At 54.9% G+C, this 18,608-nt stretch carries 17 protein-coding genes; 8 read left to right on the top strand and 9 right to left on the bottom strand.

All coding sequences use genetic code 11. From position 1 onward, the window contains the following. Nucleotides 1–149 precede the first annotated feature (149 nt). The 3 genes from FA92_RS21790 to FA92_RS21780 form a co-directional block, all read right to left on the bottom strand. Nucleotides 150–542 (bottom strand): transcriptional regulator, encoded by a 393-nt coding sequence (locus tag FA92_RS21790; protein ID WP_033785220.1) that lies wholly within the window; start codon nt 540–542, stop codon nt 150–152. A 293-nt stretch (nt 543–835) separates the two neighbouring features. Beyond that, a complete protein-coding gene (locus FA92_RS21785; RefSeq protein ID WP_033785219.1) occupies nt 836–2,302 on the bottom strand; it encodes a YsnF/AvaK domain-containing protein in 1,467 nt (488 codons plus the stop codon). Nucleotides 2,303–2,578: 276 nt separating this feature from the next. Then, nucleotides 2,579–3,148 carry a pyridoxamine 5'-phosphate oxidase family protein gene (locus FA92_RS21780; protein WP_033785218.1) on the bottom strand — a complete coding sequence of 190 codons (570 nt, stop codon included), beginning with the start codon at nt 3,146–3,148 and terminating at the stop codon, nt 2,579–2,581. Nucleotides 3,149–3,402: 254 nt separating this feature from the next. Here FA92_RS21780 and FA92_RS21775 point away from each other — a divergent pair, with 254 nt between their 5' ends. Then, the gene (locus tag FA92_RS21775) at nt 3,403–3,987 is read left to right on the top strand and encodes a GNAT family protein (protein ID WP_033785216.1); all 585 of its coding nucleotides are present in this window, start codon (nt 3,403–3,405) and stop codon (nt 3,985–3,987) included. A gap of 45 nt (nt 3,988–4,032) precedes the next feature. Here the strand turns inward: FA92_RS21775 and FA92_RS21770 are convergent, their stop codons facing one another. From FA92_RS21770 to FA92_RS21755, 3 genes are all read right to left on the bottom strand, one after another. Further along, nucleotides 4,033–6,162 carry an EAL domain-containing protein gene (locus tag FA92_RS21770; protein ID WP_033785214.1) on the bottom strand — a complete coding sequence of 710 codons (2,130 nt, stop codon included), beginning with the start codon at nt 6,160–6,162 and terminating at the stop codon, nt 4,033–4,035. Between the two features lie 426 nt (nt 6,163–6,588). Next, nucleotides 6,589–6,828: a hypothetical protein gene (locus FA92_RS21760; protein WP_013356627.1), complete on the bottom strand. Its 240-nt coding sequence runs from the start codon at nt 6,826–6,828 to the stop codon at nt 6,589–6,591. Between the two features lie 416 nt (nt 6,829–7,244). Further along, nucleotides 7,245–8,627: a methyl-accepting chemotaxis protein gene (locus FA92_RS21755; RefSeq protein WP_033785301.1), complete on the bottom strand. Its 1,383-nt coding sequence runs from the start codon at nt 8,625–8,627 to the stop codon at nt 7,245–7,247. A gap of 347 nt (nt 8,628–8,974) precedes the next feature. Here FA92_RS21755 and FA92_RS21750 point away from each other — a divergent pair, with 347 nt between their 5' ends. Further along, nucleotides 8,975–10,756 carry a GGDEF and EAL domain-containing protein gene (locus FA92_RS21750; RefSeq protein WP_033785213.1) on the top strand — a complete coding sequence of 594 codons (1,782 nt, stop codon included), beginning with the start codon at nt 8,975–8,977 and terminating at the stop codon, nt 10,754–10,756. Between the two features lie 24 nt (nt 10,757–10,780). Here FA92_RS21750 and FA92_RS21745 read toward each other — a convergent pair whose 3' ends face one another. Then, nucleotides 10,781–12,364 (bottom strand): diguanylate cyclase, encoded by a 1,584-nt coding sequence (locus FA92_RS21745; protein ID WP_033785212.1) that lies wholly within the window; start codon nt 12,362–12,364, stop codon nt 10,781–10,783. 313 nt (nt 12,365–12,677) lie between these two features. On the opposite strand from FA92_RS21745, the gene FA92_RS23390 reads away from it, so the two are divergent. Further along, complete coding sequence (locus tag FA92_RS23390) at nt 12,678–12,956, top strand: hypothetical protein (RefSeq protein WP_156105745.1); 279 nt, start codon at nt 12,678–12,680, stop codon at nt 12,954–12,956. 140 nt (nt 12,957–13,096) lie between these two features. On the opposite strand, the gene FA92_RS23385 is transcribed toward FA92_RS23390, so the two are convergent. After that, entirely contained in the window at nt 13,097–13,339 is a 243-nt protein-coding gene (locus FA92_RS23385) for a hypothetical protein (RefSeq protein WP_156105743.1), read from the bottom strand. A gap of 102 nt (nt 13,340–13,441) precedes the next feature. On the opposite strand from FA92_RS23385, the gene FA92_RS21735 reads away from it, so the two are divergent. Next, nucleotides 13,442–14,353, top strand: a complete 912-nt coding sequence (locus FA92_RS21735; protein WP_033785211.1) for a GNAT family N-acetyltransferase — start codon at nt 13,442–13,444, stop codon at nt 14,351–14,353. Nucleotide 14,354: 1 nt separating this feature from the next. Here the strand turns inward: FA92_RS21735 and FA92_RS21730 are convergent, their stop codons facing one another. Next, nucleotides 14,355–14,600 carry a hypothetical protein gene (locus FA92_RS21730; protein WP_033785210.1) on the bottom strand — a complete coding sequence of 82 codons (246 nt, stop codon included), beginning with the start codon at nt 14,598–14,600 and terminating at the stop codon, nt 14,355–14,357. A 228-nt stretch (nt 14,601–14,828) separates the two neighbouring features. Between FA92_RS21730 and FA92_RS21725 the strand changes: the two genes are divergently transcribed. From FA92_RS21725 to FA92_RS21710, 4 genes are all read left to right on the top strand, one after another. Continuing rightward, nucleotides 14,829–15,362, top strand: coding sequence for an SRPBCC family protein (locus FA92_RS21725; RefSeq protein ID WP_051926580.1), 534 nt, complete (start codon nt 14,829–14,831; stop codon nt 15,360–15,362). Further along, on the top strand, nt 15,363–16,529 hold the full coding sequence (locus FA92_RS21720; RefSeq protein ID WP_033785209.1) for a zinc-dependent alcohol dehydrogenase: 1,167 nt from the start codon (nt 15,363–15,365) through the stop codon (nt 16,527–16,529). A gap of 320 nt (nt 16,530–16,849) precedes the next feature. Then, nucleotides 16,850–17,395: a chorismate mutase gene (locus FA92_RS21715; RefSeq protein WP_033785208.1), complete on the top strand. Its 546-nt coding sequence runs from the start codon at nt 16,850–16,852 to the stop codon at nt 17,393–17,395. Between the two features lie 22 nt (nt 17,396–17,417). Continuing rightward, nucleotides 17,418–18,608: a cytochrome P450 gene (locus FA92_RS21710; RefSeq protein WP_033785206.1), complete on the top strand. Its 1,191-nt coding sequence runs from the start codon at nt 17,418–17,420 to the stop codon at nt 18,606–18,608.

Raw genomic sequence — 18,608 nt, 5'->3', positions numbered from 1 at the left:
TGACCCGGCTTTCGGGCTATCCGGCCCATTACGGGACAGAAACACCAGCAAGGGTAGTCAGGGATTTTAGTCTGCACAACGCGGGGGCAGCTGATTCAGGACAGTAAAAAGAACAGCACATAAAAAAGCCCACACAAGGTGGGCTTTAGTTACCGGGCGCTTATCCTTTCGGATTGAGCTGCACCTACGAGTGATGCGAGCGGAATATTGAACATTTTATGCAGGTTCCGGATCATGGGCAGCGTCAGCGCACGCTTATGATTCAGTACCTCATAGACGCGGTTCGGGCGTCCAATTGCCGGCACCAGGTCTTTCGCTGTCAGCCCCATCTGCTCCATGCGGAATTTAATCGCCTCCACCGGATCAGGTGCCTCAATCGGATAATGTTCCTGTTCATATTTTTCAATAAGCAGGATCATGACTTCCAGAAAGTCACCGGCTTCACTTCCCGGTTCTGGCTCATTGTCGAACAGGGGAGATACGGCGGTTAGGGCGGCTTGATAATCTGCTTCACTGTGAATCGGTTTGATTTTATAAGTCATCACATTTCCACCCTATTTGCATTTACCCTGTCGTACGTCGTTTTATCTCAAGTTGATGGCTATGTCATTGCGTGCTTAGCAGAAACAAAGCACATGAGCATAAAAATGGCGTCCATGTGTTCAGATCCATTTATGAACGTTACGCTGGCAGGTCGGCACAGATAAGTGCCATTCCGGGCGAAAAAAACTGAAAGGCGATCCCGCGCCGCAGATTTCATTCAAAACGTGCTCTGCACGCAAAAAAAAACCCGTCAGCGACGGGTTTTTTCAGGCCTGAAAGATGAAAGTCAGCGTTACGGCTTTTTAAACTTGTCTTCGACCTTATCTTTTGCTTCAGCAATTTTATCCCCGGCTTTTTCCACGAAACCCTCTTTATGGGCGGGTTCGCTGCCTGGCGTTACCGGACGGCTGTCGTGGTCAGCGCGCGCCTGACGCGTACTTTCCAGCAGCGGGTCGGTCGCGGCAGGATTACCGGTCACCGGATCTGCATTGAGATGGTCGGCACGGGCATGGTCAATATCCACTTCCTGACGACGTACCGAATCGTTGATGGTTTCGACCCGATCGCTGGCCTCTTTACGCAGCACCACTTCTTCGATGATCTGCGCAGTCTTATTGACGACCGGCTGCTCATGCGTCTCTTCCACTTCAACCGTTTTCTCGGACCAGTCAACCTGGTCAGGTGAGCCCGTTTCGTTCACCGGACGACGGAAAATTTCCGCATGCTGCTCATGCAGAGAGACGTTTTCAGACACCCGATCCGTGACAGTGTAGCGGCGCACGCGGGTTGATCCTTCGCTGACCAGTCGTTTACCCACTTCCAGTCGCTCTTCGGCCAGACGCAGCACATCCTCCTCACTCTCATCACCGGTCAGGGCAGTACGCGCCGCGCCGCGATGGGCAGAATCGGTATTAAGCGGATCGATGGCACCGTTTTCCTGAAGCGTGCCGCTGGCGGGCGCTGTCAGGCCATCATCGGGCGCATAGTCATCAGGTAGCGCGGCACTGCGCTCAGTCAGCTCTTCATGTGCATCCAGAATGCCCAGTGCGCGCGGCAACTCATCCTCATCGGCCCGCAGCGACAGCACCACACCGCCGGTACGCATCGCATCTTCATAAACTTCGGCCTGATCCTCTTCCAGCGTGTTGCCAAACAGGCGCTGCCAGAAACCCGGATGACGGGCTTCATGACCTTCAGTACGCAGCCGTTCACCGGAGATGATATCAATGTCATCATCCAGGAACCCGGCCTTAATCAGGTTACGCTTTGCACCTTCTGCCAGTGAGATATTGCTGAACATTGTTACGATTGTTTCACGCGCCATGTTGTGTTCCTCGGTGATGGATTCGGACGGCTCTGAATAGGGTATTCGGGTCAGATGAGCCTGCTGTCGGCGCAGGGAGACAATCTGTTCTGTCTCCACCTCGCTGACGACTGTGCGAATGTGCCACTCCTCTTTCAGCACCAGATGACGGACGATCTCGACCTCTTCTTCGACAATCGGAATAATCAGGACGCCATTTTCTTCACGAATCGCCGGCATCTCAGTTAGCCGCTCCGATTTAGGAATGCGTTGAATATCCGCCGTCTGCTGCCGGAGCATCAGCGCAATTTGCTGCTGATGTTCAGTGACCTGGCGGGTAACCCTGACATGACCGTCGATGACCCGCTGTTTCGAGACCTCAACGGTTTCCTCCGCCAGACTTAAGACCTGTTCGCTACCCTCTGACCCTGGTTTTTCAGGAGGTTGATTGTTCATGGTTAACCTGCCTGTGATACAGAGCGATCATTTGTACTTTCCCTGGCCTTGAGCATAAGTGACTGCTTTTGGGTTAGTTAAAGCCTGGCACAAAGAATGATAATGGAAAGAAAAAAGCAGAAATATGCCGCGATGTGAAGATAACATGGCGCTAAAATCGGATAAGCGATGCGGCAGATAAAAAGAGGATCAAAGGGTGAATAGCAGTGAAATCTCTGTTTTCAGATGAGTCAAAGAGAAGGGATCGGGCAGTGAGCTCGCCTGACGTGCCTAATGTCACGGGTTGATCCATCCGCTTTCCTGCCGTTCCCCATGGGCAGAATAGTAAAACAGTGCGCGCTGATTATCATTGCGCTGAAGCTGATACGCATCCAGCATGCTGACCTGCACAATCACCACGCCAAAACGCGATTCGCCCGTTTCTGCTGTCGACGCGTCCGGTAGCTCATGAGCGGGAGCCTGCGCTTCTCCCGGCGGCCCGCCGATGTACGTCTGGCGCGTGTGCTGGGGTAACGTGCGCCAGGCGTCATGGGCAACAGCACTTCCCGCTGCATAACATTCAGCCTGTCCCACCAGCCGGAGCTGCAGGCGACGCTCATGGCAATATCCCAGCACGGTAACCTGGGGGTTCGCTGCCATCTCCAGCCACTTCGGACTACGCACATCGGTATGAAAGGTCAGCATCCGGCGAACGTCATGGCACTCGCGCAGGACCACCGTGCGCGCCTGAGGCCGTTGTGCAGCATCCACGGTAGCGAGCGTCAGATAACGAAATCCGGCCTGTGGATCGGCGGCAGCCTCTGCCAGTGCTGCCCAGCTGGCTGTTTCAAAGGTTTTCAGATCCATTGGAAATTACTCTCATCAGGGGCAATGTCAGCCATATGGCTAAAAGCGTAGCAATGACGTGAGCAGATGGCCTGTCCGCCCCACTCTGGCAGGAGAATATGACCCGCGACTCGCCGCGCAATACCGCGGAAGAGTAAGACAGCCGCGTGATTGCGGAACGCCTCGCAAAGTCGCGAACGCGCGTCCCGCCAGTCTGCCGCTCTGTGCTATTTTTGCGCCATCACCTTACCGTTTTGTCCGCAGGGAATGGCACTATGTCTGATGAGAAACCCGCTGAAGTCCGGCCAGAAGTGCCCGTTAAAGTCACCTCGCCGCGCCTGACCTATCGGCCACTGAGTCAGGAAGACTGGCCTTTTTATCTTGCGGTCAGTCAGGACAGATCGGTGATGAATTACATCAGCGATCCGCGCAGCGCTGAAGAGATCCGAACCCGGTCATTCGACGTGCGCCTGCCAGCCTGGTACAAAGGCTGCACACACTGGCTGTGCCTGGTCATTGAGGAAAAAGCGACGGGTCTTCCGGCTGGCTTCTGCGGGTTTATCGATCGCGGAGAGGGCATTGCGGAATTTGGTTTTATTCTGGCTGCCCACGCACAGAGCAAAGGCTACGGCAGCGAGTCGCTGCATGCCACTATCGCCATCTGCTTTGAGCAACAGGGTTACCGCAAAATGACCGCAACGGTGACGGCAGGCAATGTCGCCTCGCGCCGCACGCTGATCTCCGCGGGCTTTATTCAGGAAGGCACTCTGCGGCAGAATTTCTTCCTCGATGGCCAGTGGCAGGATGACTGGATTTTCGGATTGCTGAAACAGGATTACCGACCCGGACAGCTAGACTGACGGGCGTCGATAGCCCCCTCTCTTCGGCTGTCAGGGTCAGAATGTTCAGGGGGATGTGACATCGTAACCGCTGGCAACAGCGGGCACAGAATGCTCCTCGCCGTACAGCATCGCTTCAAAGTCCGCCGGTGTCAGTGGCCGGCACAGGCCATTGCCCTGCATAATGTGACATCCGGCTGACGTGACAAAGGCGATCTGCTCTTTGTCTTCAACCCCTTCAGCAGCCACCCGAATACCCAGACTTTTGCCGAGTGCGGTGATAGATCGGAACATCATTCGCACCCGCATGCTGGAGTTCAGCTCGTGCGTCAGCGACTTGTCGATTTTGAAACCTGCCACAAAGCTGTGGCGCAGCAGATTAATGGCCCCCAGCGTGCGTCCGTAATGATCGATGACAAATGAGGCACCGGTCCGGCGCACCGCTTCAACCTGAACCGGCATATCCTGCACCAGCACAGCCAGCAGAGGCTCATCCACTTCCAGCTCAACAAAACCCGCATCGCCGCCGGCACTCTCGCGTATAACGTTTTCTAGGCTGTTCCCTGTCAGCTGACGCGGAAACAGATTGATGCTGACACGAAGATCAGGCGATCGCACCTGCCACTGCCGGACCTGTGCCAGAGCACTGCGGATGATCCATTCCCCCAGCGTTACGGAAAGCGGGCTTTTAACCAGCATGCCGATGAAGTCGGCAGGCAACAGCAATCCGCGTGTCGGGTGCTGCCAGCGTACCAGCGTCTCGCAGCCAGCCAGTTTTCCGCTTTCCACGTCGAAGCGGGGCTGATAGTAAAGCGTGAACTGCTGCTGCCGCACTGCCGTTTCCAGTTCGCGTTCAAAACGGCGGCGCTGCTGCTCCGCTTCACGAAACGCAGGCATAAACAGGATACTGCAGCCTTTGCCTGAGGCTTTGGCACGGTAGAGTGCCAGATCAGCAGCGGACATCACCGCAGAGGGATCGCGACCGTGCTCCGGGTAGGAAGCGATGCCGGTACTGGCACCAACCACAACCGGCGAGTCGTGGTAGCGGAACGGCGTCTGTACGGCTGCAATCAGTTTTTCCGCCGTAATCGCTGCCTCAGCGCTGCCGCCCGCCAGCAGGATCACAAATTCATCGCCGCCCAGCCGCGCAGCCGTCACGGCACCGGCACACACTGCACGAATCTGCTCGGCCACGTGACACAGCAACGCATCGCCAGCTGCATGTCCCAGCGTATCGTTCACCTCTTTAAAACCATCGAGATCGGTCATCAGTAACGTATAGGGAACACCCGCTTTAGTCAGCTGCCCGACCTGATCCATGAACGCGCTACGGCTGGCGAGTCGCGTCAGCATATCCAGAGAAGCCAGCTCACAGAGCCGCGCCTCACTTTCATAGCGGGCCGTAACGTCGCGGATGATCATGCCCACCAGCCGCTCGCCCTCTTCACGCCAGCCCGAAAATGAGACTTCTGCCGGGAATTCACGGCCGTCACGCGTGACGCCCCATATCTGCAAAGAACGAGGATGAGAGATAGCTGCTTCGTCTGAGGTAATCCGGGCCAGCTCGTTACGGTAATCAGTCTGGCAGCGCGCCGGGATCAGCTCGCTGACATACTGTCCTCTCATCTCCTCTGCGCTGTAGCCGAAGAGAGCAGTGGCGGCCGGATTCCAGAAGGTGATGCCGCGCCGCAGGTCGGTACAGACAATGGCGTCGGGTGAGGTGGATGAGATTGCCTGAAGACGCTGCTGACTGGTGTAGCGCAGTAACTCCAGACGATGCATCTCCATGCGATCCATCACCAGCGCAGCAATATCGGTCAGATGCGTCCGATCCTCTGCAGTCAGCGGCTCGCGCGGATGACTGTCGGTCAGGCAGACGGTGCCAATGTGATGACCATCCGGCGTCGAGAGCGGGATCCCGGCATAAAAGCGGATAAAGGGGTAGCCATGAACCAGCGGACTGTCGCGGAAGCGGGGATCTTTCAGCGTATCGGGCACGCACAGGATATCGCCCTGTGCCAGCGTATGGTGGCAGAAGGCGACGTTGCGCGACGTACCGGAAATGTTCAGACCGTAACGGGAAGCGAAAAACTGTCGTTTCTCATCAATAAGCGATACAAACGCCACCGGTACACGGAACAGTCGCGCAGCAAGCGTGGTAAGGCGATCCAGCGCATCGGTCGGCGGTGAATCCATCAGATGATACTGCTTAAGTGCATCAAGGCGAGCCGCCTCGGCATCATGATAAACTGGGCGTTTCAGCGTAAATCCCCTCTGATGTTATCTGCTGTGGCCGGCATGACGCAGCATGAAGAGGACACGTTCAATCAGACAGGACGCGCAGAACTGGCTGCCGACCCGCTACCGGAAGAAAGGCCCGTCAGTGAACTCTGCAGCAAAAACCAGCTGCAACGAGTCCGATAATACCGGCATCGCAGGCAGCGAGATGCCGGTTAATACATTATGCCGGGCAGTGCGGTCGTGACGGTTCGGCGGTTAATAGCGGACCGTGCCAGGACAATCCTGCCAGAGCAGATAAGATGCGCGAATTAATGCGCTTCGCTTAGCTCTTTATATCGGCCTGAAATACGTTAACTTCAGGGGAAAAAGCGGCAGAACGCCTTACTTTTTAAGCTTTGGAACCAGTTCGTAGTGCGGATGCTCTCCCGCCAGCAGCATCAGCAGTTCATATTCTCCCTGGCTGAGCAGCGCAGGGTTTTTGGATGCTTCTTTAGTCTGCCAGACGCGCTGGCTAAGGTCGAAACGTTCGGCTGCAATCTCCTGCGAAAGACCCGCCGCAAGGCGCAGCTCACGCACGTTATGCTGGACGGCAACAGGCCGCTGTAAAATCTGATTTCCCATATGAAACGCTCCGCATACGGTGCCCCGGTGAGATGGTCAGGCAACCGAATCCGCCTGCATCCAATACATAAATTTGAGTTAAGTTTTAAATGCGCAGCGATCCGTAATCGTCAGGAAAGCATAAAGCTCAGGTAAAACCACAGAGATGAACTGTAATTATATTTAATTCGTGAAACGGATAATCATTGCACCGCTGAGAATAACCCTCGCCCTTCTGAATAGTGATTATGATCAGGTAATGATTAACATTCATCATCGCCTGAAAAAGATGACTTTTTTCATTCAGAAATAAAAGAGCGCAATTATTAACCGTTATTTTACTTTACAGAGCCGTTATCTGCAGATGAATAAAATAGCCGGTCAGGCTATGCCTGACCGGAATCCACACGGCCGCGTGTGTTTAATCGATGCAAATGTCAGTTCACTATCCCGACAACCTGCGGTGGCAGGGTAAAGCGGGTAATGACGCTGCCCAGCGTTTCAGTCTGTCCGCTAAGGCTGCCTGCCGTTGCCGAAACCTGCTGGACCAGCGTCGCGTTCTGCTGCGTAACGCGGTCAAGTTCAGCCACCGCCACGGTGACCTGGGCAATCCCTTTGCTCTGCTCATCCGAGGCCAGCGCAATCTGTCCAATCAGTTCATTGACGCCGCCGACACCGCGCAGCACGGCTTCCATAGTCGTTCCGGCACTCTCTGCCGCCCGTCGGCCATCATCCACGCGTGCCACGGTATCGGCTATCAGCTCTTCGATCTCTCTGGAGGCCGCGGCACTTCGCTGGGCCAGTGAACGTACCTCACTGGCAACCACCGCGAAACCGCGGCCCTGCTCGCCCGCACGCGCGGCTTCTACGGCGGCGTTGAGCGCCAGAATATTGGTCTGAAATGCGATGCCATTGATGGTGGCGGTGAACTGCCGGATTTTCTCTGATCCCTGCGCGATGCTGGTGATGGCTGCCGACACCCGCTGAACCAGCTCCACGCCCTGATGGGTCGTATTCGTGGTGCTGGCGGCCAGTTCACGCGCTTCACGGGCATTCTGTGCATTATGACGCACGGTAACCGTGATCTCTTCCATGCTGGCGGCGGTCTGCTCCAGCGCAGCGGCCTGAGTGGAGGTCCGGTCAGAGAGATCGGCGTTACCTGCTGCGATGTCGCCAGCCTCACGATGAAGAATGGCTGCGTTGTCGTGAATAGCGCTAACCGTCTGCAACAGACTGTGCTGCATCTCTTTAACCAGCGGCACCAGCTGCCCGACGCAGTTGCGACCCAGATCTTCCGGCTCGCGCGTCAGGTCACCTCCGGCAATAATTTTTAAATGCCCGCGGATTTTACCCACCGGACGCACCAGATGGACGACCAGATAGCGGTCGCAAAACAGCAGCAACGCGAAGGCTGCCAGCAGTGCCGCCAGCAGTATGCGCTCGAGCTGACGCCGGTCGGCGTTAAGAACGGCCTGATTTTGCGCCAGCTGCTGCGTCACGCTATCCAGCTTCGCACGGGTAACCGTTGCATACTCTGAGGGTGAGGTCGTAAGTGCTGCGCGAAAGCTATCCCAGTCAGCACTGGCCGGGGTTAAGGCGACCAGGGCGTTTTTGTCTGCGTCTGTTCCACCCTGCATAACAAGAGCGCTGTGCGTAAGAAAACTCAGTTGCTGCGTCAGAACAGCTGAGCGATCGGTCTGACGATAAATATCCCGCACAATCTGACTGCTGTAGCCACCTGCCAGCGCGACCACGCCCAGTGAGACGATCATTATCCACAGCACAACGCGGCGAATAGTGAAATGCCTGAGTGAGTTCATGAGGTTTTCCCCGATGTTGTCATTGGTGTAGTTAAAATCAAACAAAAATAAGTTATGTCATCTACTTTAATGCGTTATTATATAGTGCACTATGTTTGTGCTTACTATCCTGGCAGGGTATTCCAGAAATTAAAAGTTTTTAGCGACAAAATAATAGAATCGTCATTCATAAAATATTTCGTTAAAGAAAAAGGATTTGCTATTCTGCTCAGGACTGGCAGGCAATGTAATAAAAAATAAATCGTCATGGCTCTTTCTTTTTACAGAAATAGACTGTAGTCATGACGCTATAACCTTCAATTTTTCTGTTTAGTTTCGCTCCGTAACCAGCCGGCGCGGAGGAATCCATGCTTATGAGCCTTAGCGGCGGCGACGATTGCCGTACGCGAACCCTGCACGCGCTGCGCAGTAACGACGAGAGTCGTGACGATGTGTTGCGACAGTTCGTCCGGCTGGCCAGCCAGGCCATTGGCATTCCCGGCAGCTTTATCTCCGTTCTGGATGATGAGATGCAGCACGTCAAAGCGGCGCACAATTTCACACTGACTCAATCCACGCGACAGGACTCGCTCTGCCGGCACGCCGTGGACAGTGACAGTACAGTAGTGGTGCCCGATACTCTGCTGGATAGCCGTTTTGCTGCCCATAAGCTGATTACAGGCGCGCCTTTTATCCGTTTCTATGCTGGCGTGCCGCTTAAAAGCAGTACCGGTCTGATTCTCGGTACACTCTGCGTGACCGACACGGCACCTCATCGCTTCAGTGACGATCAGGTGGCGATGCTGAAAATGCTGGCCGCGCTGGTGATGTCTTTTCTTGACGCCTGGTACTCGGCTGGCTTTGCCGACCCGGTAACCGGCCTGCCCAATCGTCAGCGTCTGATCCGCGACCTGCAGTTCCTTGCCGCCTCCGGAGACACCACGCCACGGCGGCTGGTGCTGATTGACTGTATCAATATGCCGCGTGCTTACGAGCTGGCGCGCTCAATGGGCATGGGGCCGGTTGAAAGTCTGCTGAAGGATGTGGCAACACTGCTGCCGCTGCGTCTGCGCCCAGCCCCGGGAGAAATGCTTTACACCGTAGCAACCGGACGCTTTGCCCTGCTGACACGGCAGGAGAGCAGACTCACTGCCAGCTGGGTGGCCAATAAGCTGGCCGGGATCAGCGCCGATCTGGGTGATGGGCTATCGGTTGCGCTGATGACCCACACCGGTGAGGCAAGTTTCAACACGGGTGAGATGCCTGCCCAGGAGATCCTGCGGCGTGCAGTCAGCGCGTTGCACGAAGCCATTACCCGCAACGTTGCCTCAATGCCGTTCAGTGAAGCCACTGATACGCGCCATACCCAGGATTTCACCCTGATGCATGACCTGGCCACTGCTATACGCCAGGATAAAGGGTTATGGCTCGCCTGGCAGCCGAAAATCTGCCTTCACAGCGGTAAGCCGATAGGACTGGAAGCGCTGATCCGCTGGCAGCATCCGCAGCGCGGCGAGCTTTCACCTGCGCAGTTTTTGCCCGTTGCCGGGCAAACCCAACTGCTTACAGAGCTGACCGCCTGGGTCACAGAGCACGCCATCGCCCGTTTGTCCCGTCTTCGCGACAGCTATATTCAGCTGCCCATCACCATTAACGTCAGCAGCAGCGATTTTTCCCGTGACGGTTTTGCTGACGAACTGGAAGAACAGATGCTAAGAGCGAAGCTGCCGGTTTCACTGCTGGGCATTGAGTGTCTGGAAACAGAACGGATTCTGGAAAGCCCCACCGCGATGCAGGGGCTTGAGATGCTGAAGCTACGGGGATTTGGTATTTCACTGGATGACTTCGGGACCGGCTACAGTAACATCAGTTATCTGCGGCGCATGCCGCTGGATGTGATCAAGCTGGACCGCTCACTGATCAGTGAAATTTCGTCTGACACCGCATCGCGCGTCATTGCCCGCAGTATCATTGCGATGCTCAAGGACCTTGATTACATGGTGCTGGCTGAAGGCGTTGAGAATGCGGAAACCGTTACGGCGCTGACCGAGTTCGGCTGCGACCAGGCTCAGGGATTTTTCTACTCCAGGCCGCTGCCAGAAGCGGCGCTGGATGAGTGGCTCGGCTGGCGATTACGCAGTAAGTGCTGATTCTGTCTTCCCTGCCCCGTAATCTTATCTGGCAGACTCAGGCGTACTGAATCCGTCCGGCCCGGCAATGATAACCGTATTGCGCCCGGCCGCTTTCGCCTCATAAAGCGCTTCATCCGCCCGGCGCAACAGCGCATCGCGATCGCGACTCTGGTCATCCCGTGAAGCCACGCCTGCTGATATGGTCATCGTACCGGCGAACGGGAAGGTGGTGGCGCAGACGGTCTCGCGGATGCGTTCCGCGGTGCGGGCAGCATCGGCCAGCGTCGTGTCCGGCAGCAGCAGTATAAACTCCTCGCCACCAAAACGGCTGACGATATCGCCGGTTCGGCAGGCCTGACGCAGCAACGCCGCCAGGCTCACCAGGACCGCATCGCCCGCGTCATGCCCATACCAGTCATTGATCTTTTTGAAATGGTCAATATCAATCGCGATGACACACTGTTCATGCTCACTATCTGCCTGCGCCGCCAGCGCCGAAAATCCGCGACGGTTGCAGAGCCCGGTCAGCGGATCGGTCATCGCTTCATCGTTAAGCGCAGCCAGATGGCCTGCCACGGCATGGCGATGCGCCTGCACCGCTTCTTTGAGCCGGTCAGCCTCGTAATACCAGGTTTTGACGGTGGCGAGTGACTCCGCCTGTGCTTCGCTGCCGCCATCCCGAACCCTGTCCGCCAGCTTTTCCAGTGGCGAAGCGATCCGTCCAGCCATAAAAGCAATCACGCCAGCCGTTACGAGAATAATGCCCAGAACGAACCAGATGGCGCTTTCTGCCGTGCGCAGCAGAATATGCCTGACCGTTTCAGAGGTGCCGGTAATAAACACATTCCAGCCGGTTTTATGCAGCGTGCCATAGCCGGTCAGAAAGTTTTGCCCCCCATTTTCCAGGGTAAAATGTCCACTTTCCGTAGTGGACAGACGCTTCTGCAGAGCCAGGCTCAGCAGCATCTTCGTTCCGACGAGCGCCGGATCATGACTGAAAATAATCAGCCCCTCATTGCTGACCACGCTGACCGTCGAGCCTTTGGTATAAAAATGCTGGCTAAGGATCTCACTCAGCATGCTCTGTTTTTTAAGATAAATGGTGCCGCCGATATAGCCCAGATAGCCCCCTTCTTCGCTGAACAGCGGCTGAGATAAAAACACCACATAGTTTCCGGCGGCAGAGGTAAAGGGCGCTGAGATAAAGGGCTTACGGGTGGCAATAGCCTGCAGACTGGCTGCTGAGTGAAGTTTCATGCCTGTCAGATTCAGGCTATCCGGTGAGGTTGCCGCAATAATGGCATCGTGGTTAACCACCACCACCGAGTTGAAAAAGCCTGACTGCATGCGCAGACGATCGGCCTCTGCTTTTAGCTGTTTCAGATCGCTAAGGCCCTTGATCTGCGATGCACTCCAGGCCAGTTCCCGTTGTGCTGTTGTCAGGTAACGATCAGTGGTATCGGCCAGTTTGCGGGCATAGGCAATGTTTCCTTCAAGCAGGCTGTCTTCAATATTAGCCTTCTGAAACAGTAGCAGCGCACTCAGCAGCAGACCCGAGGTCAGAATGACGCCCCCAATGGAAAGCAGAGTCAGCAGCGAACGAAGGCGCATTTTTTCATGGAACATTGCAGTCGGGATCCGGATGAAGTATCACCTCAGTGTAACAGTTGATGCTTAACGTCAAGGGAAGAACAGAAGAGGATTTACAGTGGATCACGCTGCATTGCCGGGCGCAGGACAAATCCGTACGGGCTTGCATAAGGCCTTGTTGAGCATTTATCAGGCACTGATAAATAGCAGCCGAAAATAATTAAGCAGTAATAATGAAACGGATTAAGCCGCGACCGGCTCAGGTGAGACGCCTTATTATCGCCAAGCGCCAGCATGAGGTGCTGCAGGCACGAAAAATAACGGGGCAGAATCTGCCCCGTTTATCATCATGAATGAAATTCCCGTAAAACAGCTAAATGAAATCTGCGTTGTGAATACGCAGTCAGGCACAGGATTACTCATTACGGTCGGATTAACGCCAGAACGACTTAATATAAGAACGGCTGCTGAGTTTTTTAATAAACTGATGCGGGCAGGTAAAGCGACACCCTTCCCACTCCAGATTAATCCACTGAAATTAATCATTTTTAATTTTATCCAGCAGGCTCACCGCCTGCATGGGCGTCTGGAAAGCATAAGCCTTCATAACGCCCTCTTTGGTACATAAATCAATATGGACCATGTGCCCCCCGGAGTTAAAAAGATCGTATATTTTATAATTATTGAACAGCCTGTTTAGCATAATCCATTTACCGTCCGCCAATTATCTGATTCCGTAATATTTACGTAAAAAAAATACTTTATTTTTCATTTAATTTTCGGGCAACTTAGCTCTATTGCATCAATTAATTTGACCATGTTTGCGTAACGTGCCAAAAGCCGGGGAAATGCTCTTTTTTTTAAATCAGCAAGCCGGCGGAGATAATAAGCGCGCAGGAGGATGACGTTTATCTGACTGCATTTGAGGCATGAGACCGCGCGCGCGGCAGGACCGGCACCTTCATGAAACGCCAAAAAATTCGTGCTGACCGATGCGATGGTGATGGTCATAAAGCGAACGCATCGTTTACACTCTCAGCAGCCTTATCGGCACGGTTATATCGTGTACGCAGAGAGGCAGGAGATTACTGACGGCGGGCAATAAGGAATCTTATGCTGAATTATATGGTATCGCTCTACCGTACTGTGCCTGTCTCATCTGAATGTCTCAGCGACTGGCTTACCCGCTGGCTGGCGCAGCAGCAGGCCCGGTGCCATGATCATCACTTCTCCGCCGCCTTTCCCTGGCGTGAAACCAGCCTGCCCCAGCACACGTTTTTGCAGCGCGAACTGACGATTAACGGCCAGCGTTTTCTCACCGGCCCGCGCTATCTGGGGGGCGACCCCGCTCAGCCTTTTATTGAAATCGTGGCCCGTGATGGCGCACTGGATTACGCAGCCGCAGCCGCCATCATGCGTGAGTGGCAAACGATCAGGCCGCTGAAGATGCGTATTCTGCTGCCGGCCACGGATCCTGATATTGGTATAACCGATCAGCTGATTTACCTCAGCGTTCCAGGCTTACACTCCGCGTCTCACGACGATGAGATTTCGCTGATTACGGCCTGTCGGAAAGATTATGCCCTCTGTAGCTCCGCCATTAACCGCGCTTATCATGCCAGCTGGCACACGCTGCCGCATCTGCGGGATCAGTTGCTGGCCACCAGCAGGCAGGAATTACGAGACGATATTGCCGGGGGGCATGTGTTTCTGATCCTCTGGCAGGGCATGGTGGCGGGGCTGATGATTTGTGTGCCGCGACGACTGGCCTTTATTGAAGGATTTCAGATCATGGATGAGGTGATTTTGCCGGCGTATCAGGGCCGTGGACTCGCTGCACGCGCTCAGCAGCGTTTGCTGCAGCAGCTTCACCATTACTGCGGTCATGATGCGATGCTGACCGGCACCATTCTGCCCGGCAATACGCCGTCTCTGCGAAGCGCGCAAAATGCCGGACGGCGCTGCGTGCTGAAATATCACTTTTTTACCCCCGCTGATTTACGGGCGGAGCGCCGGGCCATTTAAATCACCACAGCGCCAGCTCAATCAATTCATCCTGAATGCTGTAAACGCACTGCTTCAGGTTCAGAACCTCTTCTGCGCCGATCCACTTTGCCTCAACCGCATGATTAATTTTTTCCAGTGCGATTCTGGTGCTGCTTTTCAGACCATTGTGCCAGTTGGCATCCGCACGGTTTGACGCCTGTTTTTCCAGAATCCCGACGAGTTCCGCGACATTTTTACCACTGGCTGACGTTTCAGTTGCAGACATATCTGCCTATTTTTGCTGCTAAAAATGATGAAACCGGCGGCACGTATTATACCGATTATCCGACAGGCATGACGGCTTACTGTGCGCATAACCCGGCATGCATCGCAGAAGCTTTATAGCCTTGCAGAGATGACCTGCAGGGCGCGGCTTCGCTCGCAAAATTCCGCCAGCTGTTCTTAACTCAAAATCAGTGATTTTGTGCCACTGAGAGAACTATCGGAGGACGTTTTGACGACAACATCTCTGACTACCGCCAGTGACAATACCCTCACGCTACGGCGCTGGATTACTGTGGGCCTGCCCGCTACCGAGCTTTTTAACCTGTGGCTTGAGCCCGATACCCTGCCCCGCATTATGAGCCACTTTGCCAGCGTGACGCCGGTCAATAAAAGCGATGCACACTGGCAGATTGAGGGCCCACTGGGTAAGCACTACCGCTGGGATACCCGCATTGTCGAAGCGCAGCCAGGCGAAGTGATTGCCTGGCGCTCGCTTGAGGATGCAGACATTCCTAACGAAGGTGAACTGCGCCTTCGCCCGGCGCCGGGGGAATGGGGCACCGAGCTGGCTCTGACTCTGCAGTTCACGCCGCCGGGTGGCGCACTGGGAAAAAAGGTAACGACGTTATTTGATCTGCTGCCAAAAGAGGTGGCCAGCAAAGCGTTACATCGCTTTAAAAGCCTGGCTGAAACCGGTGAAATTCCTACCCTGAACGGGCAGCCTGCGGGTCGTCATGCCGGACGTCAGGATAAGGAGAAATAAATGCGCGCACTCTGCTGGAATGGCGTCAACGATTTAAGTGTTGAAACCGTAGCCGACCCCGGTCTGCTCAATCCTCATGATGCCATTATTCGCGTCAGGCTCACCACCACCTGCGGCTCCGATCTGCACGTCATTGACGGCCTGATCCCGAGTATGCGTGAAGGCGATATTCTGGGTCATGAATTCATGGGTGAGGTAGTTGAAGTTGGCCGTGCGATAAAAAATATCCGGCGTGGCGATCGGGTCGTAGTGCCCTCTTTCATCTCCTGTGGTTCCTGCTGGTATTGCCAGCATCAGTTGCCCTCCTGCTGTGACAATACGCATCCGCAGTGGGAGAAAGGTGAAACAGTGCTCGGTCATGCCACGGGCGGCATTTACGCTTACAGCCACGCGTTTGGCGGTTATGCAGGCTCACACGCAGAGTATGTTCGTGTGCCCTTTGCCGACAATGATTGCTTCGTCGTGCCCGAAGGCGTAACCGATGAGCAGGCGCTGTTCCTCTCCGATGCGACGCCGACCGGTTATATGGGTGCCGACTTCTGTAATATTCATCCCGGTGACACCGTGGTGGTCTGGGGCTGTGGCGGTGTCGGACTGATGGCACAGCAAAGCGCCTGGCTGATGGGCGCGCATCAGGTCATCGGTATCGATCGCTATCCTGAACGGCTGGCCATGGCACGCGACTTCGCAGGCAGCATAACGCTGGATTACACCGAGGTGGACGTCAACGAAGCGCTGCTGGAGTTAACCGGCGGGCGCGGCCCGGACAGCTGTATTGATGCTGTCGGCATGGAAGCCCGCGGTGAAGGATTAAGTCAGGTCTATGACAAGACCAAACAGATGCTGCATCTGGAAACGGATGTCGGTGCAGCCTTGCGCCAGGCGTTATATGCCTGCCGTAAAGGCGGCAACATCGCGATTCTGGGGGTATATGGCGTGATGGATAAGTTCCCGCTGGGGCTGATGATTAATAAAAGCCTGACCATCCGTACCGCCCAGCAGCACGGGCAACGCTACATGCATCGTCTGCTGGAGCATGTTGCCAGAAATGAGCTGAACCCGGCTTTTATGGCGACACATCGTTTTCCACTGGAAGAGGCCCCGCGAGGCTATGAGATGTTTAAACACAAAGAAGATGGCTGCGTTCGCGCCGTGTTCGTGCCCTGAAAACACATAAACCGATTCGGGCGGCGCTGCCGCCCGGCGGGACCTTTCCTGAATTCTGGCAAAAATCCCACTTATTCCCGGACGCTGAAACACTGATGATAAGCGCCTGTCACCGTAAAGCTGAACCTGAATTAACCCGCCATAATTCCATGTTGATATGAATTTTTATGAACGTAAAGTGAAAAAAACACATCAGAATCAGATCCCTGTAAACGCTAAGCAGACACCTCTGCCTGTTCACATTTTGAAAACAAAATAATCACAATAAGTTATTTTTTCATGTGTAAATTAGTGCCAATTTTCATTTATGGAGCAGGCCAATGACGCAATATGTGGCAGTTTTTCTCTCTTCACTGTTCATGTGCAGCAACGTTTTCGCAGGTTCGGTTTCTTCCGTATCACTCGACGCGCTTTCCACCGCATTAAATGAACGCATGCAGGTCATGAAGGCTGTGGCGGGTTATAAAGCGCAGCATCATTTACCCGTTGAGGATCTGCCTCGTGAGCAGGTTGTTCTGGAAAAGATGCTGCATAACGCGCAGCAGGCAGGACTTGAACCTCAATCGGTGGAGCCTTTTGTCCATGCTCTGATGAACGTCAGCAAAGCGATTCAGTATCGCTATCGGGCTGACTGGCTTTCAGCACCGGAAAGTGACGTACCCGTCACCGATCTGGCCGGGACCCGGCAGCAGATTGAACAGCTGGATACCCAGCTCCTGGCTGCGATCAGCCAGCGCCTGATGACCGGCAGCTTCTCGCAGGAGGACAAAGCGTTTCTGATGTCACAGCTCACGGCACCCCACCTCAGCGAAAGTGATAAAAACAACCTTTTCGCTTCTCTCGCCCGCATTCAGCGCTCGCATTAATCCTTAAGCCGTGGAGTGAGCTATGCAGCTTCATGAACTGATGAACCCCGAATACACTGACAATCCGTTTCCCCTTTATCGGAAACTGCATCGGCAGGGCCCGCTTATTCCTGCCGGGGATAAGATCATCATCAGCGGGAGTCACGCGGTGGTGGAGACACTGCTGAACGATCGGCGGGTCGGCAAGAATTATATGGAAAGTGTCAGGCTAAGATTTGGAGATGCCGCAGCCGACATGCCGCTGTTTCAGGGCATCAGCAGAATGTTTCTGGTGCTGAATCCGCCGGATCATAACCGATTAAGAGGACTGGTTATGAAGGCATTCAGCGCCCGGGAAATTAAACCACTCCGGGAGATGGCGCTGAGTGTCGCTCATGACCTGGTTGATGCGCTGGCAGGTCATCGCGACTGCGATCTGGCCCAGGCATTCGCCTTTCCGTTACCGGTACGCATTATCTGCGGGATGCTGGATCTTGCTGAGTCTGACGCGCCTGAACTGGGTCGGCTCACATCTGTACTGGTCAAAGTGTTCGACCCGCAAATCAGCCAGTCGGATCTACTGGAAGCCGCCGATGCGTTTGCCGTACTGGAGCGTTACTTCAGCGCAATGATCGTCGCCCGGCGTGACAGCACGGCCAGCGATCTGGTGTCCCTTTTTCTGCGCAGCAGCAGCGATGGCGACCGGCTAAGTCACGATGAGATCATCGCCAATGTGATACTGCTGTTTATTGCCGGCCATGAGACCACCTCAAATATGCTCTGCAATACTCTCCTGGCTCTGCATGACCATCCGCAGGAACTGGCTTGCCTGAAACAGAATCATGCACTGATACCTGATGCCATAGCGGAGTGTCTGCGTTACGACAGTTCGGTCCAGATGCTGTACCGCACGACGCTGAAAGAAATTGAGGTGGCAGGCCAGCTCATTCCGCCAGGAACACGCTTTTTTCTGAGTCTGGGCGCAGCCAATCACGACCCGCTTGTCTTTACCTCGCCGGAGCGGGTCAATATCCGGCGACATGAGGGACGCAGCCTGGCATTTGGTGGCGGGATACATCACTGTATGGGCTACCGGCTGGCACTGGCGGAAATGGAGGTGGCGCTAGAGGTATTGCTGACCCGACTGCCAGCAATGCGACCGGTAACCGCCGGGGTTCGCCGCAATCACAGAGCCAACCTGCGTGGTGTCAGCGCCCTGCCGGTCAAGTGGTGA

It is taken from the genome of Pantoea sp. 9140, from assembly GCF_000745295.1.
Taxonomy (GTDB): Bacteria; Pseudomonadota; Gammaproteobacteria; order Enterobacterales; family Enterobacteriaceae; genus Pantoea; species Pantoea vagans.
This window is presented reverse-complemented; position numbering and strand designations above follow the sequence as displayed.